This window comes from Streptomyces sp. NPDC008317 (assembly GCF_042955955.1).
GTDB lineage: Bacteria > Actinomycetota > Actinomycetes > Streptomycetales > Streptomycetaceae > Actinacidiphila.
The window spans coordinates 158645-182492 of record NZ_JBIBFQ010000012.1 but is presented as its reverse complement, the minus strand read 5'-3'; the positions used below and the strand labels follow the sequence as shown (position 1 = coordinate 182492).

The 23848-nt window shown below is 73.0% G+C and carries 12 protein-coding genes, 1 other RNA gene and 1 pseudogene; 10 read left to right on the top strand and 4 right to left on the bottom strand.

The features are described 5' to 3' along the window. Positions 1 to 131: 131 nt before the first annotated feature. Together ACFY9V_RS32160 and ACFY9V_RS32155 are read right to left on the bottom strand one after the other, a co-directional pair. Positions 132 to 1532, bottom strand: coding sequence for an extracellular solute-binding protein (locus tag ACFY9V_RS32160; protein ID WP_355342949.1), 1401 nt, complete (start codon positions 1530 to 1532; stop codon positions 132 to 134). Between the two features lie 524 nt (positions 1533 to 2056). Next, positions 2057 to 5323: an FtsK/SpoIIIE domain-containing protein gene (locus ACFY9V_RS32155; RefSeq protein ID WP_391163986.1), complete on the bottom strand. Its 3267-nt coding sequence runs from the start codon at positions 5321 to 5323 to the stop codon at positions 2057 to 2059. 686 nt (positions 5324 to 6009) lie between these two features. Between ACFY9V_RS32155 and ACFY9V_RS32150 the strand changes: the two genes are divergently transcribed. The 4 genes and pseudogenes from ACFY9V_RS32150 (at position 6010) to ACFY9V_RS32135 (ending at position 13344) form a co-directional block, all read left to right on the top strand. Further along, entirely contained in the window at positions 6010 to 7680 is a 1671-nt protein-coding gene (locus ACFY9V_RS32150) for a protein kinase (protein ID WP_391163985.1), read from the top strand. Between the two features lie 1272 nt (positions 7681 to 8952). Further along, positions 8953 to 10275: pseudogene (locus ACFY9V_RS32145) on the top strand (serine/threonine-protein kinase); the annotation flags it as partial. Positions 10276 to 11298: 1023 nt separating this feature from the next. Further along, a complete protein-coding gene (prfB, locus tag ACFY9V_RS32140) occupies positions 11299 to 12417 on the top strand; it encodes a peptide chain release factor 2 (protein WP_355342958.1) in 1119 nt (372 codons plus the stop codon). A 285-nt stretch (positions 12418 to 12702) separates the two neighbouring features. Then, positions 12703 to 13344 (top strand): hypothetical protein, encoded by a 642-nt coding sequence (locus ACFY9V_RS32135; RefSeq protein WP_391163983.1) that lies wholly within the window; start codon positions 12703 to 12705, stop codon positions 13342 to 13344. Between the two features lie 143 nt (positions 13345 to 13487). Here ACFY9V_RS32135 and ACFY9V_RS32130 read toward each other — a convergent pair whose 3' ends face one another. After that, the gene (locus ACFY9V_RS32130) at positions 13488 to 13679 is read right to left on the bottom strand and encodes a hypothetical protein (protein ID WP_355342964.1); all 192 of its coding nucleotides are present in this window, start codon (positions 13677 to 13679) and stop codon (positions 13488 to 13490) included. 330 nt (positions 13680 to 14009) lie between these two features. Here ACFY9V_RS32130 and ftsE point away from each other — a divergent pair, with 330 nt between their 5' ends. The 4 genes from ftsE (at position 14010) to smpB (ending at position 17630) form a co-directional block, all read left to right on the top strand. Continuing rightward, the gene (gene ftsE / locus ACFY9V_RS32125; protein ID WP_188284086.1) at positions 14010 to 14699 is read left to right on the top strand and encodes a cell division ATP-binding protein FtsE; all 690 of its coding nucleotides are present in this window, start codon (positions 14010 to 14012) and stop codon (positions 14697 to 14699) included. A gap of 72 nt (positions 14700 to 14771) precedes the next feature. Continuing rightward, a complete protein-coding gene (ftsX, locus tag ACFY9V_RS32120) occupies positions 14772 to 15689 on the top strand; it encodes a permease-like cell division protein FtsX (protein WP_188284085.1) in 918 nt (305 codons plus the stop codon). A gap of 159 nt (positions 15690 to 15848) precedes the next feature. Continuing rightward, on the top strand, positions 15849 to 17132 hold the full coding sequence (locus ACFY9V_RS32115) for a S41 family peptidase (protein WP_391163982.1): 1284 nt from the start codon (positions 15849 to 15851) through the stop codon (positions 17130 to 17132). 18 nt (positions 17133 to 17150) lie between these two features. Then, positions 17151 to 17630, top strand: a complete 480-nt coding sequence (smpB, locus tag ACFY9V_RS32110) for an SsrA-binding protein SmpB (RefSeq protein WP_355342970.1) — start codon at positions 17151 to 17153, stop codon at positions 17628 to 17630. 126 nt (positions 17631 to 17756) lie between these two features. Here smpB and ssrA read toward each other — a convergent pair. Beyond that, positions 17757 to 18126, bottom strand: a transfer-messenger RNA (tmRNA) gene (gene ssrA, locus ACFY9V_RS32105). Between the two features lie 277 nt (positions 18127 to 18403). Between ssrA and ACFY9V_RS32100 the strand changes: the two genes are divergently transcribed. Together ACFY9V_RS32100 and ACFY9V_RS32095 are read left to right on the top strand one after the other, a co-directional pair. Then, complete coding sequence (locus tag ACFY9V_RS32100; protein ID WP_391163981.1) at positions 18404 to 22315, top strand: S8 family serine peptidase; 3912 nt, start codon at positions 18404 to 18406, stop codon at positions 22313 to 22315. Positions 22316 to 22526: 211 nt separating this feature from the next. Continuing rightward, on the top strand, positions 22527 to 23531 hold the full coding sequence (locus tag ACFY9V_RS32095; protein WP_391117364.1) for a helix-turn-helix domain-containing protein: 1005 nt from the start codon (positions 22527 to 22529) through the stop codon (positions 23529 to 23531). Positions 23532 to 23848: the final 317 nt, after the last annotated feature.

Genomic DNA, 23848 nt, shown 5'->3' with positions numbered 1-23848 from the left:
GCGGGGGGGGGGGGGGGCGGGGGGGGGGGGGGGGGGGGGGGGGGGGGGGGGGGGGGGGGGGCCCCCCCCCCCCCGGGGCCCCCCCCGCCTCCCGCCCCCGCGGCGGAGTCAGCCATCGGGGGCATCTCGCCTCAGTTCCCGTACGCCTTGGCGGCGTCCGCTTCGAGCTTGGCCTGCACGCCCGCGACATCGGACGGCTTGGAGAGGAAGTCCTGGAGGTCCTTCCACTCGCCCTGGCCCTTGGTCCCGCCGAAGGCGGCCGGAGCCTGGTCCGACATGTCGAAGCGGAAGTCGTCGCCCGCCGCGATCAGCGCCTGCGCGATGGACCGCTGCACGTCGTCCGGGTACGCCGCGAAGTCCAGCGACTTGTTCGGCGACAGGTAACCGCCGCCCTGCGCCCAGATCTTGGCCGCCTCCGGCGTCGCGATGTACGTCAGCAGCGCCTGCGCGGCCGGGCTGTCCTTCAGCGCCACGCCCACGTCACCGCCGCTGACCACCGGCGCCTTGCCGCTGCCCACCGCGGGGAACGGGAAGACCTTCGCGTCCGTGCCCACCTTCGCCTTGGTGTTGGCGGCGATGAACGCGGAGACGAAGTCGCCCTCGTAGACCATCGCGCCAGCCGGCGGGTTGCCGGTGAAGACCTGCGTCACCGACTTCGGGAAGTCGGCGGCGAGCGCGCCGCTGTTGCCGCCCGCGAGCAGGTCCTTCTTGCCGAAGAGCTGCCCGAGCGTGGTGAGCGCGTCCTTCACCGACGGGTCGGTCCACTTGATGGTGTGCGCGGCGAGCTGGTCGTACTTCTCGGGTCCGGCCTGCGAGAGGTAGATGTTCTCGAACCAGTCGGTGAGCGTCCAGCCGTCAGCGCCGCCCACCGAGACCGGCGCGGTGCCCGACTCGAAGACGGTCTCCGCGGTCTTCAGGAAGTCGTCCCAGGTCTTGGGCACCGAGGCGCCCGCGGTCTCGAAAGCCGCGCTGTTGTACCAGATCAGCGACTTGTTGGAGACCTTCGCGTAGATGCCGTACTGCTTGTCCTTCCACGCCCCGAGCTTCTGCCATCCGGGCGAGAAGTTCTTCTGGAGTTGCGCGGTCGCCTCGGGGCCCAGCGGCTTCAGCCAGCCCTTGTCGGCGAATTGGTGCAGCACGCCGTTCTGCGCGAGGAAGGCGACATCCGGCGGGGCGCCGCCCTCGATCTTCGTGCCGAGGAAGGTGGACTGGCTGTCGCCGGTCGGGACGAACGTCGATTTCGCTCCGGTGAGCTTGTCGAACTCGTCCAGCACCTTCTGGAAGTTCTTCTGCTCCGGCCCCGTCCACACGGCGGCCACTTCGAGCTTCTGCCCGTGCAGATCGGGCAGCTTGACCCCCGAGGCGGAACTCGTGGCGGACGCGCTCGGCGATTTCCCGCCGTCGTCCTTCTTGTCGCTGTCACCGCCGCACGCGGCGGCGGTCAACGCCAGCGCGGTCGCCGTCACTGTGGCGAGCGCTATGCGCGTAGTGCGGTTGTTTCGGCTGGTGCGCGGATTCTTCAGCGTACGCATCTGGCCATCCCCTCAGTCCCGTGGCGTCTGTCCTATGCCTTCGCGAACCCCAGCCGCAAGGGAGTACGGGGCTCCGTGACAGCTATCGTGACCATGACGTGATCTTGAGCCAAACGCTTTAACAGGGACGGCGGTTGGAATATCGCCGCTTGTCCGTCACGCGCCTCCCGAATGCCGGGGCACGGGTGTGCCGCATGACGGGGCGTTGGCCAACGCCCCGTCAAATCGGCCTATCCGCACGGGAATCGACGGACGGCGTGCGCGATGACCGTAGGAACATCGCAGATCAGCCGTCTGACGCGGGCCAGTTGACCGCCGTCGGCCACCCGACCGGTTCAGACCAATGACGGTTTCCGCCCGCCGGACGGAATCGGATCGCCGTGCGGGTACGAATTGGCGGACGGGGCAGGATCAGGGCATCCGCGTGAAATCCGCGCGCGGACGCTTCGGACGCTTCCGACGCGTCGGTACGGGCGGATTCGGCGGGATGCCCGTCCGACGGGCCGTCCGACGGGCGCGCGATGTCAGATCAGCGGGCCGGGGGCGGAACCCGGCGCGCTCGCGGACGCGGCGCCTTCCGCGGCGCGCGCGCCCGCCTCCTCGGGCGCCGACTCCGCCGCCCGCTGCAAGGCACTGGCCAGCAGGGCGAGATCGGTCGGGCCGTTGCCCAGCTCGCGGACCTGGCGGCGGGCCGGAGGATCGCCCATCCGCTCCCACTCCAGCGCCACGACGGTCGGCCGGAGCGTCGCCGTACGCGGGATACGGCCGCTGACCCGGCCCGCCTGGAACGCCGTCACCGCGCCGCCGGGCCGCCGCAGATAGCCGCGCCCCGGCACCGTGTCGTCGAGCCCCGCCGGGTCCTCGACATGCACCAGCAGCGCCGCGGACTCCGCGTCCGGCATGCGCAGCGCGATCCGCAGCCGGGACCGCTCGTCGGCCTCGGTGGCCGCCGTACGCTCCGGGCGGCCGGTCGACGCGATGAGGTGCACACCGAGCCGCGCGCCCTCCCTGGCGACCGCCTCCAGCGCCCGGACGACACTGCCCGCCGCCGGTCTGCCGGTGCTGCCGAGACCGGGCGCGACCAGCTCGTCGAAGTCGTCCACGACCACCACGAGCCGGGGCAGCACGGGCTGGGTCCGCGCCGTCACCGCGCCCTGGCCGGTGGGCTTGCGCGCCCCCGTCTCACCGGCGCGCGCCTCGTTCCGCCCGTCGGACCGGCCGCCTTGGTGCGGCCCGCCCTGGTGCGGCACGGTCGCGGCGACCAGCCGGTCCCCGTGCCAGGCCGCGAAGTCCTGCCCGTCGAGCAGCTCCGCGCGCCGCTTCAGCTCCGCGCCGAGCGCCTGCGCGAACTCCCGCATCCGCAACGGGTCCGAGGCCACCAGATGCGTACTCACATGCGGCAGGTCGGCGCAGGCGCGCAGGCCCTCGCCGCGATCCTGCCCCGCCCCGTCCACCAGCACCAGGGACAGCCGCTCGGGGCGGTCGCCCGCCGCGAGCGCCGCCGCGACCGACCGCAGCAGCTCCGTCTTGCCCGAGCCCGGCGCGCCGCCGACCATCGCGTGCGGCCCCTCGGTCACCAGGTCCACCGCGACCCGGCCGCCCGCGCCGACGCCCAGGACGGCCGTCGCCGCCCCGACCGCCGCGGGGGCCGCCGCCCACCGGTCGGCGATCTTCGCGGGCGTGGCCAGCGCCAGGTCCAGCTCGTCGAGCAGCCGTACGGTGCCGGGCAGCGCGTGCCGCGAACGGGCGCCGGACACCTCGCCGTCGGCCTCGCGCAGCGGCGCCAGGGCGCGCGCGAAATGCTCGGCCCACGCGGCCGACACGGCGTCCAGCACGATCTCGTCGGCGGCCGGTTCCGGCGGCGCGCTCGCGGCGGCCGGGCCCGCGGGCTCGATCCGCAGCGTCGTCGCCACATCGCCCGACAGCCGGGCCACCACCCCGGTGTCCACGGCGGGCCGCTCCCCGCTCTCGGCCAGGCACAGCACATGCACCCCGACCGAGGGTCCGGCGACGGCGATCCGCGCCACGGTCTGCCGCAGCGTCGTGGACCCCGGATCGCCGTCCACCACCAGGAGCGTGAAGGGCCCTTCATACGAGGCCGCCGCCGCCGAAGCCGCCTCGGGGGTCGCGGCGGCCCAGCCCGCGCCCAGCGGACCCGCCTCCAGACGGCGCGCCAGCTCGCCGGTGCGCGCGTCCGCCTGGTCCCGGTCGAAGGCCAGCAGCAGCCGGCAGTCCTGGCCGTGCGCGGGGCGCAGATGCGGCAGCCAGTTCAGCCAGGACCACTCCTCGGCGCGCTGGTCGGCGGTGCGGGCGCGGTCGGCGCTCAGCATCACCAGCTCAAGAGCGGCGGGGGAGTGCAGCGCGCACAGCTGTGCCAGGACGGCGCGCGCCAGACCCGCCAGCCGCGGCCGGGGCCCGGCCAGGGTCAGCGCGGCCGTCCGCGGCGCCAGCAGGTCCACGGTGAACGGCACGGCCGTCAGCAGCCGCGTCCCGTCCTCGGACGGCAGATCCGCCGTCCCCAGCCGTACGGTCAGCGCGTCCGGATGGCCGGGACCGCGCTCCCACAGCCGCCGTCCCGGGCCCAGCGCCGTCAGCAGGACGGCCGCGGGATCGGGCCACCGCTCCCGCAGCGCCTCGGCCTCCCCGCCGTCCCCGTCGTCCGCGACGCCCTTCGCCGCGCCGAGCCGCCGCCGCGCCCAGGCCCCTATCGACCCGACGACGCCGCCGCCACCGGGGCGCCGCGCGCTGTCGAATCCGGGCGCCCGGCGCTCACCGGTGGCCCGGCGGCCACTGCCCAGGGGGGCGTCGTCCTCGTCGCCGTCGTCGCCGTACACGTCGGCGGGGGCGCCGGGCGCGTCGTACGGGGCGCCGGGCGTACGGCCGTAGGCCTCGGCCTCGGGCGCCGCCGGGGGACGGCTGTGCGCCGTGCCGGACGTACCCGCGCCGGGGAGGCCGTCCGGCCGCGCACCGCCGAAGGCACCGGGGCCGGTGGCGGCACCCGCGCCTGCGTCGACGGCCGCGCCCAGGGCCAGGCCCGCGCCGTGCGTGACGGTGGACGAGGGGTCGGTGACCGGGAGCGGCGCGGAGGGCTCGCGCAGCGAGACGCGCAGGTGCCCGTCGGCGTCGGGCTCGGCGGCGAGCGCGGAGGGCCCGGTGGGGCTTCCCGACTCCAGGCGGAGCGTCGACTCGCCGATCCGGAGCAGGGCGCCCGGGGGCAGCGCGAGGGGGCGGGGGCCGACGGACCGCCCGGCGAGGGTGGTGCCGTTGGTCGAGTCGAGGTCGGCGACGGTGATGAGCCCGTCCGCGCCGAAGGCGACCTCGCAGTGCAGACGGGAGACGTCCGGGTCGTCGAGCGGCACGTCGGCGTCGGCCGAGCGGCCGATCCTGGCCTGGCCGCCCTGGAGCAGGTGCACACCGCCCGCGTCGGGGCCGCCGACCACATGCAGCCTGGCCGTCTCGGCGGGCGGCTGCCCGTACTGCCCGAACCGGCCGTACTGACCGTGGTCCGCGACATGGCCGCCGCGCTGCTCCGCGGGCGCGTGCAGCGAGAGCAGGGCGCCGTCCACCAGGGGCGGCACGCCCAGCGGCGTGGTCGGCGCGAGCCGCAGCGTCCCGGCGAAGAGCGCGACGGACGCCCCGGCGGACCTGCCCGGCTGCCCGGACCCGGCCGCGGAGGCGAGGGCACCGGCCACCGCGCCCAGCGTGGTCCCCGCGGGCGCGGTGATGAGCACGTCGCAGGCGCGCACGGCCCGACCGCTGCGCGGCCCGAGGACGGTCAGCCGGATCTGCATCTCGTCCGCGCTCCCCTTCTGCCCTGACCCGCGGCGGGAAGTCCCCTCCCCGGCCGCGCGCGGGCGCGTCGACACGTACAAGCACGAGCGGTGGAGCCCCCGTTGCCCCAACCGGACCGTACGGGTGCATCCTCCCACCCGCCACTGACACCCCGTCCCCGGTCCCGTCCCGAGTGATCTTGAAAGTACGGCAGATGATCATCCCGCGACGGAAACCGTCCGGAAAGAGCGCCGCATCCGACCGGAAAGCCGCCGCTCGCGGCCGATCGCCGCCACAAACCGGGCGCGGGCCCTCAGTGCGCGATTCACCGCGCGCCACGGCACATGCCCGTGACACCACGTGACGCAACCAACAGCCCGGTCCTCGCGTCCTAGGTCGGACAACTGTTCTCGGACGTTCTCGGGCGTTCCCGGACCATCCGCGGGCCCTCGCCGGGCCGTCGTCCGGCCGACGGCGGGCCGGCGGCGGGTCGTGGGCGTGACACCGGGCACGGCACGGAACGCCGGACGGAACGCGGCACGGGCCGATTCCCGTGGCGCGGCCAGGACGCGGGTCCGCCCGGCGGCACTACGCTTGGCCGGAATCAGGGCGAGCCCGCCATGAGTACGGCCATGAGCACCGCCGCGCACGTGCCGGCGGCGCGCATGGTCAGGGCGGACACACTACGGAGCAGGGAGCGCATGACGTGCGGCCGGTAGGCAGCAAGTACCTCCTGGAGGAACCGCTGGGACGCGGCGCCACGGGCACCGTCTGGCGTGGCCAGGTGCGCGGCGAGCAGGGCAGCGCCGTCGCCGTCAAGGTGCTCAAGGAAGAGCTGGCCGGCGACCCGGACGTGGTGATGCGCTTCCTGCGCGAGCGTTCCGTGCTGGTCCGGCTGCGCCACCCGCACATCGTCCGGGTCCGCGACCTGGTCGTCGAGGGCGATCTGCTCGCCCTGGTGATGGACCTGATCGACGGCCCCGACCTGCACCGCTACCTGCGGGAGAACGGGCCGTTCAGCCCGGTCGGCGCCGCACTGCTCACCGCGGCCGTCGCCGACGCGCTCGCCGCCAGCCACGCCGACGGCGTCGTGCACCGCGACCTCAAGCCCGCCAATGTGCTGCTCGCCACGGTCACCGGCGAGGACGGCAATCCGCAGATGCACCCGATGCTGACCGACTTCGGCATCGCGCGGCTCGCGGACTCGCCGGGCCTCACCCGTACCCACGAATTCGTCGGCACCCCCGCCTACATCGCGCCGGAGTCCGCGCAGGGCCGCCCGCAGACCTCGGCCGTGGACGTCTACGGCGCGGGCATCCTGCTGTACGAGCTGGTCACCGGGCGTCCGCCGTTCCGCGGCGACAGCGCCATCGAAGTGCTCCAGGCGCACCTCAACCAGGAGCCGCGCCGCCCCACGACCGTGCCGGAACCGCTGTGGACGGTGATAGAGCGCTGCCTGCGCAAGGAGCCGGGGCAGCGGCCCAGCGCCGAGAACCTGGCCCGCGCGCTGCGCGTGGTCGCCGCGGGCATCGGCGTGCACTCCTCGCCCGCCGCGGCCGAGGCGGCCTTCGCCGTCGGCGGCCTCCTGGCGCCCGACGCGACACCGACGCTGGTCCCCGGCACCGGCCAGGGCTCCGCCTCCGCCTCCGGGGACGCGGAGCCGACCCAGGTGCTGCCCTCCCGCCAGGGCGCGACGCCTTCCACCTACGACCCGAACGCCTCCACCACCGAACTGCCCGGCGACCCCGGCCCCGGCGGTGCCGCCGCCGAGGGCACCCGCGTCCTGCCGCCCATCCCGGACGAGGGCCCCGGCACCCCCCAGGGCCCGCACCCGTGGGAATCCCAGCTCAGCGCCCTGCGGCACCGCAACGAGCAGACCGAGCTGCGCTACCTTTCCCCCGAACAGGACCCCCTGCGCCGCGAGCCGCGCCGCCGCCCCCAGCCCCAACAGCCCCCGCGCCAGCCGCACCAGGGGCAGGGGCAGGGCCAAGGTCGGGGGCAGCAGGGCGGACAGGGGTACGCGCAGCCGTACCAGCAGCCCCAGCAGCAGCGCCCTCAGCCCCCGCAGCCGCGCTACCAACAGCCGCAGCCGCAACGCTACGAGCCCCAGCGCCCGCCCGCCCCCGCGCCCGAGCCCCGCCAGCGCGAGCCCCGCCAGCGCAGCGCCAACCCCATGAAGATCCCGGGCCTCGGCTGCCTCAAGGGCTGCCTCACCGTCATCCTCGTGATCGTCGTCATCTTCGTCGTCGTCTGGTACACCACCCCCCTCCCCGACTGGGTCAACAGCACCCGCAACCTCTGGGACGCCTCCTCCGGCTGGGTCAGCACCGTCTACGACAAAATCTCCTCGATCACGGGCGACTCCAACGGCAACTAACGGGCTCCGCCCGCCGGTTGACGCCGGGGTGCGCCGCACGACGGCCCCGTGAGACAGGGCGGTCCGCCGCTGGGTGTGGTTGCGGGGGAGGGTGCGCCGCGAGGCCAGCGCTACGGGGTGGGGTTCGCTGTTCGGTGCGGCTGCGGGGGAGGGCGCGCCGCCGGGGTGTGGTTGTGCAAGGGGGTTCGCCGCCGGGGTGCGTTTGCGCAGGGGCTGCGCCCTTACGGCACCGCTGGGCGGTGGGGTTCGCCGCTCGGGTGCGTTTACGCAGGTGGGGTTCGCCGGTAGCCAGCGAGCCGAAGGCGGCGCCGGTGTTGAAAGGGAGAACGCGCACAGCGACCGAGGAACGAGGGAGCGAGCACGATCGACCGTCGACACCGGATCTAAGCCGCCGGAGGCGAGAGGGCGGCAAAAAAGGGGATCGCGGTGAGCTGACACAAGAGGGCCTCGCGCAATCTCACCCTGGGGGGGCGTCTCCCGTGGGGCCACCATGATGGGTGTCGTCTCGTACCAGCTCACCGTGCGTGGGTGCCCTCTCGCGCAGCTGAGCGTTGCGGGTGAAGGTGGGTGGGTGTCGTCTCGCGCAAGCTCGCCGTGCGCACGAACCCCCTCCCGTCGGCCCAGCGTTGCGGGTAAGGGCTGGTGGGTGCCGTCCTGTGTGGGCTCACCGTGGTGCGAACCGCCTCGTGCCAGTTCACCCTGCGCGGGTGCCGTCCCGCGTGAGGTCACCGTCGTGCGAACCGCCTCTCGCATCCTCACCCTGCGGGGGAGCCGTCCTTTCTATGCGCACCCCGATCCCCTTTTTTTGCCGCCCTTCCGCCTCCGGGCGCTTAGACCCGGTGTCGACAGTCGATCGTGCTCGCTCCCTCGTTCCTCGGTCACTGTGCGCGTTCTCCTTTTCAACACCGGCGCGCCCTTCGGCTCCATGGCTACCGGCGAACCCTCCTGCGTAGCAGCGACCTTGGGGCGCAGCCTCTCGCGCAACCGGACCCCAGTGGCGAACCCCCCTGCGCGGCGGTGACCTGGCCGCGCAACCTCCTGCGCAGCCGCACCCACCCCCTGCGCACCCCCCGCACCCACCCCCGAAGGCGGTGCCCTCTCGGCGAGGCACCCTTGCACCGGTGGGGTGCTTGGGGTGGGGATTTGTCGACTTCTGGAGGGTGATTTCTGTGGCGGAACGGCGCGTGAGGGGGCTCGCGTACCCCGAACGGCCCCTGATCCGCGTAGCTTTGTCGCCAACACGACGGACTGTCGGAGGAGTCGGAGCAAGCCTTGGCCAGGAAGATCGGCAGCCGGTACACCGCGCACCAGGTGCTCGGGCGGGGGTCCGCGGGCACGGTGTGGCTCGGCGAGGGCCCCGAGGGCCCGGTCGCCATCAAGCTGCTGCGCGAGGACCTCGCCTCCGACCAGGACCTCGTCGGCCGCTTCGTGCAGGAGCGCACGGCGCTGCTCTCCCTGGACCATCCGCACATCGTCGGCATCCGCGACCTCGTGGTGGACGGCACCGACCTCGCCCTGGTGATGGACCTGGTCCGCGGCACCGACCTGCGCTCGCGGCTGGAACGCGAGCGGCGCCTGGTGCCGGAGGCCGCCGTCGCGATCGCCGCGGACGTCGCGGACGGGCTGGCCGCCGCGCACGCGGCGGGCGTCGTCCACCGCGACGTGAAGCCGGAGAACGTGCTGCTGGACTCGGCCGTCGCCACGGGCCCCGGCGGCGCGCCGCCCGCGCTGCTCACCGACTTCGGCATCGCGCGGCTGGTCGACACCCCGCGCCGCACCCGTGCCACCCGGATCATCGGCACCCCCGACTACCTGGCCCCGGAGATCATCGAGGGCCTGCCGCCGCGCGCGTCGGTCGACATCTACGCGCTGGCCACCGTGCTGTACGAACTCCTCGCGGGATTCACGCCGTTCGGCGGCGGCCACCCCGGCGCGGTGCTGCGCCGGCACGTCACCGAGACCGTCGCGCCGCTGCCCGGTCTGACCGACGACCTGTGGCGGATTCTCGCGGCCTGCCTGGCCAAGGCCCCCGCCTCGCGGCTGACCGCGGGCGAGCTGGCCACCCGGCTGAGGGACCTGCTGCCGCACCTCGCGGGCCTGCCCGCGCTCGACGTCGCCGCCCCCGGCACCGACGACGGCGGACCGGGCGCGGACGACCAGGACGCGTACGACGACGGCTTCGCCGACCTGCCGCCCGGTGCACCGGAACCGCCCCGCGGCCCCGGCGCCGACCGCCCGCGCGGCGCCGTACCGCTGGTCAGGGGCGCCGCGCCGGACTCCAGCCGGGACACCCACACCAGCATCAAGCTGCCCACGGCGGAGGAGCTGGCCGGTTACGGCGCCGCCTCCCGCAACGGCAAGGGCAGCAAGGCGGCCCGCGACAGCCAGCGCCGCGCCTCGGCGCCGGGCCGCCCGGCCAGCCCCCGGCACCGCGCGGTCTCCGACGCCGTGCGCCAGCGCCGGATCAAGTTCGCCGCCGCGGCCGCCGCCGCGCTCGCCGTCGCGGGCATCGGCGGCTGGGGGATCGCCACCGCGGGCTCCGGCTCGGGCAACGACTCCGGCGGCACCTCGCGGGACGACGCCCCGCCCAGCCCGACGCCGACCGCCACCCGCGGCACCCCGACCGCGCCCACCGCGGGCGCCGCCTCCCCGCAGGGCCGCACCGGCGCGCCCGTCACGCTCCCGCAGTGGTCGTCGTACAAGGACGTACCGGCCGCGGGCGTCAAGCTGCTCGGCGGCCCGCGCGCCCTGACCATGGACGGCGCCACGTACGTCTTCGCCCGCGGCGCCGACAAGAACGTCTGGTACGTGATCCGGGACGGCTCCGGCTACGGCGCGTGGCACAAGCTCACCGGGATAAGCGTGGACGACGACCCGGCGGTGGCGTCCGCGCACGCCGGGCGGATCGACCTGTTCGGGCTCGGCACCGACGGGCTGCTCTACCGCCGCACGCTGACCGACGGCTACTGGAACGCCTGGTCGCAGGTGGACGAGCGGACCCGCTTCGACGCGGCGCCCGCCGCCGCGTCCTCGGAGCCCGGCCGGATCGACCTGGTCGGACGGGTCGGCGGCGACCTGGTGACCGCCTCGCTGGTCGGCGACCGCTGGAACGCCTGGGCGCTGGTGCCCACCGCGGGCCGGATCACCTCGGCCCCCGCGCTGATCTCCCGGTCCCGCGGCTCCCTGGACGCCTTCGTGGTCCGCAAGGCCGACGGCGCCGTGCTGCGGCTGCCGTACTCCGGCGGCGCCTGGCGGCCCAGCGAGGTCATCAAGGGCCTGGACACCTCCGCGCGCCCCGACGCGGTCGCCGCCTCGGGCCGGCTCTTCGCCTTCACGCCCGGCACCCAGGCCGCCGCCGCGCTCGACGGCGACGCCGCCTCGCTGGACGGCGACTGGGCCACCGCGCCCTTCACCGCGCCCACCGACGCGGCCCTGGGCGCCGCCGCCTCCGCGCACACCCTGGAGCTGTACTCCAGGACGCCGTCGGGCACCCTCACCCGCACCACGGCCCACATCTGACGCGATCCGGCCCGCCCGGCACCGGATCGCGGGCCCTCCCGGCGGCCGGCGGGCTCCCGGCCGGGGCGGGTCCGCTCGACCAGCCGGTAGGCTGGAGCCGTGGCGATCGTCGATGTTTCCGAAGAGCTGAAGTCCCTGTCCTCGACCATGGGGTCGATCGAGGCCGTCCTCGACCTCGACCGGATGCGGGCCGACATCGCCGCGCTGGAGGAGCAGGCCGCGGTGCCGTCCCTGTGGGACGACCCGGAGAACGCGCAGAAGATCACCAGCCGGCTCTCCCACCTCCAGGCGGAGCTGCGCAAGGTCGAGGCGCTGCGCGGCCGGATCGACGACCTGTCCATCCTCTTCGAGCTGGCCGAGAGCGAGGACGACGCCGACGCGCAGACCGAGGCCGAGGCCGAGCTGGAGTCGGTGCGCAAGGCGCTGGACGAGATGGAGGTCCGCACCCTGCTGTCCGGCGAGTACGACGCCCGTGAGGCGCTGGTCAACATCCGCGCCGAGGCGGGCGGTGTCGACGCCGCCGACTTCGCGGAGCAGCTCCAGCGGATGTATCTGCGCTGGGCCGAGCGGCACGGCTACCCGACGGAGGTCTACGAGACCTCGTACGCGGAGGAGGCCGGCATCAAGTCGACCACCTTCACCGTCAAGGTCCCCTACGCCTACGGCACCCTCTCCGTCGAGCAGGGCACCCACCGCATGGTGCGGATCTCGCCCTTCGACAACCAGGGCCGCCGCCAGACGTCCTTCGCGGGCGTCGAGGTGCTGCCGGTCGTGGAGCAGTCCGACCACGTCGAGATCGACGAGTCCGAGCTGCGCGTGGACGTCTACCGCGCCTCGGGCCCCGGCGGCCAGGGCGTCAACACCACCGACTCCGCGGTGCGGATCACCCACATCCCGACCGGCATCGTCGTCTCCTGTCAGAACGAGCGCTCGCAGATCCAGAACAAGGCGAGCGCGATGAACGTCCTCCAGGCCAAGCTGCTGGAGCGGCGCCGCCAGGAGGAGCAGGCCCTGATGGACTCCCTCGGCAAGTCCGACGGCGGCAACTCCTGGGGCAACCAGATGCGTTCGTACGTCCTGCACCCGTACCAGATGGTCAAGGACCTGCGCACCGAGTACGAGGTCGGCAACCCGCAGGGCGTCCTGGACGGCGACATCGACGGCTTCATCGAGGCGGGCATCCGCTGGCGCAAGTCCCGCGAGAAGGCCACCGCGTAATCGGGAGCGGATCACCGCGTGATACGGCCCCGCGCCGTACGGCTGAGAGGGCGATACGGCCCCGCCGTACGGCCGTTGCCTTGATCCCATCTGTCTGCCGTGTCACAGACGTGTGCTGAAGTGCCGGGCAAGACGGGACAGTTGGGGCACTTTGCGCTTAATGACCTTGACGCTCCCGGTGAATGCCACAAAGGTGATGTCCGGCATGCGCGCGAAAGCGGCGTAATCGACCGTGCCCGCAGCGGCGCGTGCTTCAAGCCGACGTCTACCGGGGGTAGTTGAGACATGACCAAGCAGAGCACGAGGGTACGCGTCACGCGCGTGGCGGCCGTCGCGGTGATCGCGGCCGGTGCGTCCCTGACCGTGGCGGGGGCTGCTCAGGCGGCGGTGAGCAGCGACGCGCCGCCGTCGGCCGCCGCGGTGGTGGACCCGCCCACGACGGACCCGACGGACGAACCGACCACGCCGCCGACCGACGAGCCGACCACGCCCCCCACCACGCCCCCGACGACGCCTCCCACGACGCCGCCGACCACGCCCCCCACCACCCCGCCGACGACGCCTCCCACGACGCCGCCGACCACTCCGCCCACCACGCCTCCGACGACCGCGCCCGGCTCCATCGCCGGTGTCAGCGGCGGCAGCGACGACGGGGGTCCGAGCGGTTCGCCGAGCCCCAGCGTCAGCCCGAGCGCGACGGGCAACAGCAACACCTGCACCCTGACCGGTGACAGCGTCGACTGCGGGAACAACAACCCCGGCACCGACAACACCCAGCAGGTCCCGCAGAGCCAGACGACGCAGCAGCTCGCCGAGACCGGCTCCGACGGCACCACGTACATGCTCATCGGCGCCGCGGCCCTCGTGGCGGGCGGCGTCGGCTTCAAGCTGGCCCCGCGCCTGAAGGAGCGCCGCGACGCCTCCTGAGGCGCCGCGCGACCGCACCTGACGCGTACGACGAAGGGCCCGGAACGCGATGCGTTCCGGGCCCTCCGTGCTGTCTCAGCTCGCCCACCCGTGGATGTGACGTACCTCTCACGTATTTCTCACGTGCCGCCCGCGGGACTGCTCTACGCGGTCGCGTGCTCCACCACGAGCACCACCGTCAGCAGGGCCACGAGCAGGGCTATCAAGGTGGCGGGGGAGATGTTGGACCAGGGATTCTCCCGCTCCAGGCGGGCGCGGTTCGCCCGGCAGACGGGGCAGCGGCCCTCGCTCACCGGACCCGCGCAGTTGGCGCACACCAGCCGGTCGCACGTCATGCGATCTCCTCCTCGTCCGGTGAACGCCCCGGGAGGCCGAAGTGTTCCTTGTTCCACTCTGCCAGCTTCCGCCGGATTCGGCGCGGCCCCCGGTGGACCGGCGGCCGTACGGCGGCTCCGGCGGGGTCCGCGAGAGCGGCGCGGGCGGGGGAGCGGACCTCCGGTGGCGGCCGACCGCGCTGAGGTGTAAGGGGTCAATGACGGGTTTGTCCGCGTGTGCCCTGTGGGCAAGCCCACCAACCCTCCCCGGCGACTGCGCACCCCTGGCTCGGTCGCGTAGTGTCGCCCCCACATCCCCTGTCCACCCGTCCCCGCAAACCTGGTGCGAACGTGATCCGATTCGACAGCGTCACCAAGACCTACCCCAAGCAGAACCGTCCTGCACTTCGGGACGTCTCGCTGGAGATCGAGAAGGGTGAGTTCGTCTTCCTGGTGGGCTCGTCCGGCTCGGGAAAGTCGACCTTCCTGCGGCTGATCCTGCGCGAAGAGCGCACGGACACGGGAATGGTGCACGTCCTCGGCAAGGACCTCAACCGGCTGTCGAACTGGAAGGTGCCGCAGATGCGGCGCCAACTCGGCACCGTGTTCCAGGACTTCCGGCTGCTGCCCAACAAGACGGTCGCGGAGAACGTGGCGTTCGCCCTCGAAGTGATCGGCAAGGCCCGCGGCACCATCCGCAAGACCGTGCCCGAAGTGCTCGACCTGGTCGGCCTCGCGGGCAAGGAGGACCGGATGCCCGGCGAGCTGTCCGGCGGTGAGCAGCAGCGCGTCGCCATCGCCCGCGCCTTCGTCAACCGGCCCATGCTGCTGATCGCGGACGAGCCGACCGGAAACCTCGACCCGCAGACCTCGGTCGGCATCATGCGCCTGCTGGACCGGATCAACAGGACCGGCACGACCGTGGTGATGGCGACCCACGACCAGAACATCGTCGACCAGATGCGCAAGCGCGTCATCGAGTTGGAGAAGGGGCGGCTGGTGCGCGACCAGTCGCGCGGTGTCTACGGCTACCAACACTGAGAGCCGCGCGTACGGCGTACGTACTGCCGTACAGCAGTAGTCACCACCCCCCTGAAAGGACAACCAGAGACCATGCGCGCCCAGTTCGTCCTGTCGGAGATCGGCGTAGGACTCCGCCGCAATCTCACCATGACCTTCGCGGTGATCATCTCCGTCGCGCTCTCCCTCGCCCTGACCGGTGGCGCCCTGCTGGCCAACAAGCAGGTCAAGTCCATGAAGGGCTACTGGTACGACAAGGTCCAGGTCACCATCTACATGTGCAACAAGGGCGACGCGTCGACGACGCCCAGTTGCGCCAAGGGCGCCGTCACCGACGACCAGAAGGCCCAGATCAAGGCCGACCTGGAAAAGCTCCCGATCGTGGAGAAGGTCTACTTCGAGAACGCCGAGCAGGCGTACAAGCACTACCAGGAGCAGTTCAAGAGCTCCCCGCTCGCGGCCTCGATCACCCCGGACCAGATGCAGGAGAACTACCGGGTCAAACTCAGGGACCCGACGAAGTTCACCGTCGTCGCGAGCGCCTTCGACGGGCGTCCGGGGGTGCAGTCCGTTGAGGATCAACGGGCCGTGCTGAAGAACCTCTTCTCGCTGCTGAACGGTATGACGCTGGCCGCCTGGGTGGTGCTGGCCTTCATGCTCACCGTCGCGATGCTGCTGATCGTGAACACCGTGCGCGTGTCCGCCTTCAGCCGCCGCAGAGAGACCGGCATCATGCGGCTGGTCGGCGCCTCCAGCTTCTACATCCAGATGCCGTTCATCATGGAGGCGGCCTTCGCCGGACTCGTGGGCGCGGGGCTGGCGTGCGGAATGCTGCTCGGCGGCCGGTACTTCATGATCGACGCGGGTCTGAAGCTCCAGGAGAAGATCCCGCTGGTCTCCTTCCTCGGCTGGGACTCGGTGGTCGCGGTGCTGCCGCTGGTGCTGCTGATCGGCGTCGTGATGCCGTCGATCGCCGCCTTCATCGCGCTGCGCAGGTATCTGAAGGTCTGACGCCCGCGGGCCGGGCCCGGCCGTCGTGCCGGGCCCTTCGCGGGGCCGTACGGCGGGGGACGGGTCCCAGGGGGGCGGTGTACCGGGTTGCGGATCATGCCCCGCCGAGGTAGCGGCAACTATCCGTATGCCGCCCGTTTCTGTCCTAGACTTCCGGCCATGTCCGGCCCGTCGCTGTTCGGGACGCCCCGCCGCTTGCGCCGCGGGGCCACTCTGACGTTGGTGTTCAGCACTCTGCTGGCCACCGGTGCGGCGGCCAGCGGACTCACCGCGCCGGACGCCCGGACCGCCGCCCGCGCCACCCGTATCGCCGCCGCGCCGGTCGCCGACGGGCGGCAGGATGACGGCAAGCCGCCGGCCCCGCCCCACGGCGGCGAGCCCGCCCCGTCGTCCCCTGCGGCCTCCGAGACCCCCACGGGCTCGCGGGCGAAGCCGGACGGGACGAACGGCGACCACGTCGACACCGGCCGGATCGCCGAGGAGATCCAGGACGGCAAGGTCGGCCCGCTCGCCGCCGCGAAGCTCGTCAGCCGCAGCGGCGACCGCTGGTCGTCCTTCTACACCGCCCGCGAGTACGCGGGCCTCCAACAGGCGCTCGACGGCCGCTACGTCGGTGTCGGCCTGTCCGTGCGGCGGATCGACGACGGCCGGATCCAGATCGCCCGCGTCCAGCCCGGCAGCCCCGCCGATCGCGCGGGCCTGCGCGAGGGCGACCTGCTGGCCACCATCGGCCCGGTCAAGTGCACCGGCCTCGCGGTCACCGAGGTCGTCGCGGACCTGCGCGGCGACAACGTCCCCGGCAGCGTCGTGCAGCTGGGAGTCCAGCGGGCACAGCGTAGTTGGACGGTCACGGTACGTCGCGCCACGCTCGACACCGACGCCGTCACCGTGACGCGGTCCGCCGACGCGCCCACGGTCGTCAAGATCGACGCCTTCACGCTCGGCGTCGGCGACCAGGTACGCGACGCGGTACGGGACTCCGAGCACGGCGTGCTGCTCGACCTGCGCGGCAACTCCGGCGGCCTGGTCACCGAGGCGGTCGCGGTGGCCTCCGCCTTCCTCGACGGCGGCCTCGTCGCCACCTACGACGTCCACGGCGAGCAGCAGGCCCTCTACGCGGCCGAGGGCGGCGACACCACCGTCCCGCTGGTCATCCTGGTCGACGGCGGCACGATGAGCGCCGCGGAACTGCTCACCGGCGCCCTCCAGGACCGCGGCAGGGCCGTCGTCATCGGCTCGCGCACCTTCGGCAAGGGCTCGGTCCAGATGCCCAGCACGCTGCCCGACGGGTCGGTCGCCGAGCTGACCGTCGGCCACTACCGGCTGCCGGACGGGCGCAGTGTGGACGGGCGCGGCATCGACCCCGATGTGACCGTCCCCTCCGGTGAGGACCCGCTCGCCGAGAGTCACGAGGTATTCGCTGGCCTCGGACCCCCCTCCTAGTGGGACAATGGCCCGGTTATGGCAAAAGAGACGGGTCGCAAACTGATCGCGCAGAACAAGAAGGCGCGGCACGATTACCTCATCCTGGACACCTTCGAGGCCGGGCTCGTGCTGACCGGCACCGAGGTCAAGTCCCTGCGCCAGGGACGCGCCTCCCTGGTGGACGGCTTCGCGCAGCTCGACGGCGGCGAGGCGTGGCTGCACAACGTGCACATCCCGGAGTACACCCAGGGCACCTGGACCAACCACTCCGCGCGCCGCCGCCGCAAGATGCTGCTGCACCGCGCCGAGATCGAGAAGCTGGTCCACAAGACCCAGGAGACCGGGCACACGATCGTGCCGCTCGCCCTGTACTTCAAGGACGGCCGCGCCAAGGTCGAAATCGCCCTGGCCAAGGGCAAGAAGGAGTACGACAAGCGGCAGACCCTGCGCGAGAAGCAGGACCGCCGCGAGTCCGACCGCGCCATCTCGGCCGTGCGCCGCAAACAGCGCGGCTGAGCCGCCCCCGGCCGCCGGCCTCGACGCGCCCGGGGGAGACGCGGGTGACACGACGTCACGACGTCGGCTCGCCCTGAAACGACAAAACGGCACCCTCCCGAAGGAGGGTGCCGTTGTCACATGGGGTGGTGGAGATGGCGGGAATCGAACCCGCGTCCTGTGGTGCGGAATCAGGGCTTCTCCGAGCGCAGTCCGCTGTGCTTTTCTCGGCCCCGGCTGTCACGCGGACAAGCTGCCGACGGGCTCAGTCACTGTTTGATTTCCTTCTGAGGCCCGTGACCGGCCCTAGAAGTTTAGATCCCTTGATGATGCCAGGATCCGGGTCGGGATCACCCCCGGGCTGACACTTCGCAAGTCGCTACTTAGGCAGCGAGGGCGAAGGAATCGCGCTTGGTGTTGGCGATTATTGGTTGCGACATATGGTTAACGAGATCATTGCCGCTTCCTCGGCTCGCTTCCCCTGCTTCGACATCCCCAGTCGAAACCGATCATCCCCATGTTGATTTTTCAAGGTGCACCACCCGAGGGTGGCGGCTGCTTCCATCGTACGGGATCAACGGTCACACGGGCCAGCGCATTCCCCCGTGGGTGGCCCGGCGCACGCCCGGGAGCAAGCGCGCGGCCACCCGGCCGTCACCGGGGAGGGGGCGGCGGCGCGGGTGGCGCCGTTGTGCCACGTCACATCCGTGCCACCGGAAACGGGTGACACACCCTCCGGCCCCACCGGATTCTTTCCAGCATCGCGTGCACATGCATGGAAAGGGGCTGGACCGATGAGACGAACCCGCTTCGCGGCGGTCGTGTCGACAGGGCTGATCCTGGCCGTCTCCGCCGCCGTACCCACCGCGGCCGTCGCCGTACCCGGCGCCGAACCCGTACCGACATCGGGCGCACAGCCGGGGACAACCCCCGACAGCACCGCCACGGTTCGGCTGATCACCGGCGACCGGGTGCGGGTGACGACGACCGCGGACGGCCGGCACACCGCCTCCGTCGAGCCGGGCGCCGGACGGGAGCGCGTCGTCTTCCACACCTCGGACGCCGACGGGCGGCTGACCGTGCTGCCGTCGGACGCCGACCCCCTCGTACGGTCGGGGCGGCTTGACCGGCGGCTGTTCGACGTGACGGCGCTGGTGGAGCAGCGGTACGACGAGGAGCACCGGGCCTCGCTGCCGCTGATCGTCGCGGGGTCCGGGGGAGCGGCGGCCGACCGGCTGACCGCGCTGGCCGCGCCCGGCGCCCCCACCCATGACCTGGGCAGCATCGGGGCCCACTCCCTCACCGTCCCCGACGCGAAGCTCGCCGCCTTCTGGCAGCAGATCGTGCCCGCGGGAACGGACACCGGGAAGACCGGCACCGCGGCGGCCGGCACCGGGCCGGCCGACACCGCGAAGGCCGCCGCCGTCCCGAAGATCTGGCTCGACGGCCGGGTCCGGGCGGCGGCGGACAGCATGGACCAGATCGGCGCGCCGCCGCTGTGGAAGGCGGGATACGAGGGCACGGGCGTCAAGGTCGCGGTGCTGGACACCGGAGTCGACCAGACCCACCCCGACCTCAAGGACCGCGTCGCGAAGGCCGAGGACTTCACCGAGAGCCCGACCGGCACCGGCGACCACTTCGGACACGGTACGCACGTGGCGTCCATCGTCGGCGGTACGGGAGCGGCCTCTGGCGGTGCCCGCAAGGGCGTCGCCAAAGCCGCGAATCTGCTGGTCGGCAAGGTCCTCGGGGACGACGGCTACGGCTACGACTCGCAGGTCATCGCGGGCATGCAGTGGGCGGCCGACCAGGGCGCCAAGGTCGTCAACATGAGCCTGGGCGCCGACGACGAGAGCGACGGCACCGACCCGATGAGCCTGGCGCTGAACGAGATCAGCGAGGCCAGCGGCACCCTCTTCGTCGTCGCGGCGGGCAACAACGGCGAGAACGGGCAGCAGACCGTGGGCATCCCGGGCGTCGCCGACGACGCGCTGACCGTCGGCGCGGTCGACGGCAAGGACGCGCTGGCGAACTTCTCCAGCCGCGGCCCGCGCTACGGCGACGGCGCCGTCAAGCCCGATGTCACCGCGCCCGGCGTGGACATCGTGGCGGCCCGCGCGAGCGGCACGACGCTCGGCGACCCGGTCGACCCGTACTACGTCAGCCTGTCGGGGACGTCGATGGCGACCCCGCATGTGGCGGGCGCCGCGGCCCTGTTGGCGCAGCGGCACCCGGACTGGACCGCGCGCCAACTCAAGGACGCGCTGATCAGCACCGCGCACACCGTGGACGGGCAGGCCGTGACCGACCAGGGCGGCGGCCGGATCGACGTGTCGGCGGCGGCGCTCGGCACGCTCACCGCGACCGGCACCGTCTTCCTCGGCGACATCCACGCGACCGACCCGAAGGCCACCTACCCGGTCACGTACACCAACACCTCCGCCGCGCCGGTCACGTTGACGCTGGGCCTGGCGCTCAGGACGTCGGGCGGCCGGGGGGTGAACGCGGGCGCGGTACGGATCGGCGACGGTTCCGCCGCCGCCACGAAGGTCACCGTCCCCGCCCACGGCACCGCCCGCGCCGACCTCACCCTCGACCCGGCCAAGGTGACGTACGGCTCCTACTACGGCTATCTGACGGCGACACCGGCCGGGGGCACGGCGGGAGCGGCCGTCCACACCACGCTCGGCCTGGTCGCCCACGGCCCGCTGCACACCCTGACCGTCACCGCCTACGACGCGCACGGCGCTCCGGCCCACCCCACCATCAGCATCTGGGGCGCGAGCGGTCTGCTGTACCCGTCGGGCGACAGCAAGGGCACCTCCGCCTCCGACCTCGAAGAGGGCACGTACCAAGTCCGCGCGTCCTTCCAGGAGATGACGGACGACGGCATGGAGGAACGGCTGGTCGTGCTGCCCGAGGTGAGGCTCACCAAGGACACGGCCGTGACCGTGGACGCCCGCAGGACCACGCAGGTCGAGATCCGTACGCCGCGGCCCGCCGAACAGAGCGGCATCCCCTACTACCAGACGTACCGTCAGATCGAGGGCAGGGGCCTCACCGAGAGCGAGGAGTTCTTCACCGGCATCCTCAGCAAGCTCTACGTCAGCCCCACCGCGAAGGTCACTGACGGCGACTTCGAGTTCTCCTCCCGCTGGCAGCTCGCCGCGCCGCAGCTCACCACCGAGGCGCCGGGCACGGGACTGAGGCTGAAGAGCTACTACACCTCGTACTCACCGCTCTTCGACAGCAAGGGCGTGAATCTGACGGCGGTCGACGCGGGCTCCCTGGAAGCGCCGGACTTCAGCGGGGCGCGCGGCAAGCTGGCCGTCGTCCGCAACGAATCCGGCGAGGGAGAAAGGGAGTTGGCGGCAGCCGCGGCCACGGCGGGCGTGCGCGGACTGATGATCGTGCACTTCTCCGACTTCGGCTGGACCCGCTGGTACCCGACCGGCGAGCGCAACGCGGTGCCGACGATACGGATCGGGAAGGCGGCCGGTGACGCGCTGCTGGCGCGACTGGCGAAGAAGCCGGTGAAGACCGTCACCGTACGGATCGGCGGCACGGCGGTCAGCCCGTATCTGTACGACGTGTTCCAGACGTCCGCGCAGCAGATCCCGCAGCGCGTCGTCCACACCGTCACCGCCGCCAACAGCGCGGTGATCAGGACGACGTACGCCGAGAACGGCGGCGCCCCGTGGGCCGCCGAGCAGCGCTTCGCGTGGCGGCCGTACCAGAACTTCGCGTGGGAGGCGACGCGGAACGTGCCGACGGGCGTGACGCGTACCGAGTACGTCAGCGCCAACGGCACCTGGTGGATGCACCGGGTCAACCAGGAGACCACCTTCGACATCGACCAGCCGCTGCTGGCCGGCATGGTCGACACGACCACCACCTACCGGGCGGGCAAGCAGCCCGACCAGGCGTGGCAGCAGGCCGTGGTGCGGCCCTCGATCCCGCGCGGCACGCGCAACCCGAGCGTGCGCAACGGCGACGTACTCGACCTGCGCATACCGGAGTTCACCGACTCCGGCGCCGGACACTGGGCACGCGCGGCGGTCGGCGGCGACTTCGGCGGCTTCGGCACGGCGGCCGGTACGAGCCCGGCCTCCGGCACGCGTACGGCCTCCGGCACGAGCGGCGCGCAGGACGCCCCCGTCGAGGGCGACTCCGCCAAGGCCACGCTCTTCCGCGACGGCCGGCGGATCGCCGCCGCCGACTCCCCGTGGGCCGACCTCGAAGTGCCCGCGGGCACCGCCGACTACCGCCTGGACGTGGCGACTTCACGGGTCTCCCCGGAGTGGCGCTACGCCACCGACACCAGCACCTCGTGGTGGTTCCGCTCCGGCACCGCGGCGCGACCGACGCTGCTGCCGCTGCTCCAGGTCGACTACGCGGTACCGGTCGACGCCTGGAACGCGGTGCGCAAGGGCAGTTCGCACACCGTGGGTCTCACCGTCCGCGCCCAGGACGGGGCGGCCGTGCCGACCGGCGTGAAGGTCGAGGTCCAGGCGTCGTACGACGACGGGCGGACCTGGACCGGCGCGCGCGTGGACGGCCGAGGTCACAACACCTTCGACGCCCGGCTCACCAAGTCGGCCCGCTCCAGGGGCGATGCGTACGTGACGCTGCGGGTCACCGCGCGCGACGCCGCGGGCGACCAGGTGCGGCAGACCGTACGCCGCGCGTATCTGTGGCGGGGGTGAACGGGCACGTGAGCCGGTGGCGCTGATCCGACGCCACCTCGACAGCCGGGGCGAGCGGGCCAGTGGGGTGCCCGCTCGCCCCGGCGCGTGGTCCCGGCGCGCGTGGTTCCGGCGCGTGCTCCCGGCACGGGCTTCGCCGGGCCGCGGTGGTGATCTCCGCTCGTAGTACGGTGGCTGCTCACCCAGCCCCCGTACCCGCGAGGAGGGTGCCATGGCCCTGGAGGCCGCCGGGATCACCGACGCCGAAGAGGCCGCGTACCGGCTGCTGGTGACGATGGACAGCGCCTCGGCGCGGGAGATCGCGGAGTACTCGGGCCTGAGCCCGGACACCGCGCTGTCGGCGCTGACCGGTCTCGTCGCCAAGGCCATGGCCAGCGCCTCCGACGGCCGGCCGCCGCGCTACCGGGCCTACCCGCCGGACGTGGCGCTGCTGCCGCAGCTCAAGCACCGGGCCGACGCCCTGGACCTGGCGCGCTCGGCGGCGGCCGACCTGCTGGAGAGCTACCGGGCCACCGCGCGCCGCCGGGACGCCGGACTGCTGATCGAGGTCATCACCGGGGCGGAGGCGCTGCGCCAGCGGCTGCGGCAGATCCAGGCGGACGCGCGCGACGAGATGCTGTGGTTCTGCAAGGCGCAGTACGTGGCGATGCCGTCGGGCAGCAACACCGCCGAGTTCGACGCGCTGGAGCGCGGGGTCCGCTACCGGGTGCTCTACGAACGGGACTTCTTCGACGACGAGAGCGCCGTCGGCAACATCGCGGCGGCCGTGCGGAAGGGCGAGATCGCCCGCGCCGTCCCGCACCTCCCGCTGCGGCTGGCCGTCGCCGACCGCTCGGTGGCGATCTTCCCGCTGGTCCCCGGCGGCCCGCACGGCAGCCCCGAGGAACCGTCCACCGCGCTGGTCCGCGACAGCAGCCTCCTCGACGCGCTCATCGCGCTCTTCGAGCGCTACTGGGAGGACGCCGTACCGCTGCACGTCGACGCCTCGGGCGCGGTCACCGGCGCGGCCGACGTCGGTCCCGCGGACCCGTTGTCGTCCACCGACCGGCGGCTGCTGTCGCTGATGGTCGCCGGGGTCGCGGACAAGGCGATAGCCACCCAGATGAACCTCAGCCGCCGCACCCTCCAGCGGCGCGTGCAAAGCATGATGGAACTGGCGGGCGCCACCACCCGCACCCAGCTCGCCTGGCAGGCGGCCCGCCGCGGCTGGCTCTGAGACCCGGCCCCGGCACCAAGCCCTGACACCCAGCCCTGACTCCCCCCCACGAGGGCCGGTTCACAGCCGGGTGCGGACGCGGGCGAGCGCATGGTTGCGCACGTGTCACCTCGGGGCACGGGGCGGTCATGCGGCCGTTTCCAGCGTCGGGCCCGACAGTCCACCCCCGCCTTCGTCTCCTTCCCCGCCTTCGTTCTCCTTCCTCGCCTCCTCCGCGCTCTGTTACGCCGTCACGTGGGCCGTATACCTGCGGCGACCGGCGCGGGCGGCGGGCGGGGCCGGGCGGACGGCGCCTGCCGGGATCGCCGTCCGCGCGC

Bases quoted from the DNA above. Each gene is read 5' to 3' on its own strand.
- ACFY9V_RS32115 (WP_391163982.1), top strand. From the start codon at position 15,849: ATGTCCGGCCCGTCGCTGTTCGGGACGCCCCGCCGCTTGCGCCGCGGG.
- smpB (WP_355342970.1), top strand. From the start codon at position 17,151: ATGGCAAAAGAGACGGGTCGCAAACTGATCGCGCAGAACAAGAAGGCG.
- ACFY9V_RS32095 (WP_391117364.1), top strand. From the start codon at position 22,527: ATGGCCCTGGAGGCCGCCGGGATCACCGACGCCGAAGAGGCCGCGTAC.
- ACFY9V_RS32135 (WP_391163983.1), top strand. From the start codon at position 12,703: ATGACCAAGCAGAGCACGAGGGTACGCGTCACGCGCGTGGCGGCCGTC.
- ftsX (WP_188284085.1), top strand. From the start codon at position 14,772: ATGCGCGCCCAGTTCGTCCTGTCGGAGATCGGCGTAGGACTCCGCCGC.
- ACFY9V_RS32155 (WP_391163986.1), bottom strand. From the start codon at position 5,323: ATGCAGATCCGGCTGACCGTCCTCGGGCCGCGCAGCGGTCGGGCCGTG.
- ACFY9V_RS32100 (WP_391163981.1), top strand. From the start codon at position 18,404: ATGAGACGAACCCGCTTCGCGGCGGTCGTGTCGACAGGGCTGATCCTG.
- ACFY9V_RS32160 (WP_355342949.1), bottom strand. From the start codon at position 1,532: ATGCGTACGCTGAAGAATCCGCGCACCAGCCGAAACAACCGCACTACG.
- ACFY9V_RS32130 (WP_355342964.1), bottom strand. From the start codon at position 13,679: ATGACGTGCGACCGGCTGGTGTGCGCCAACTGCGCGGGTCCGGTGAGC.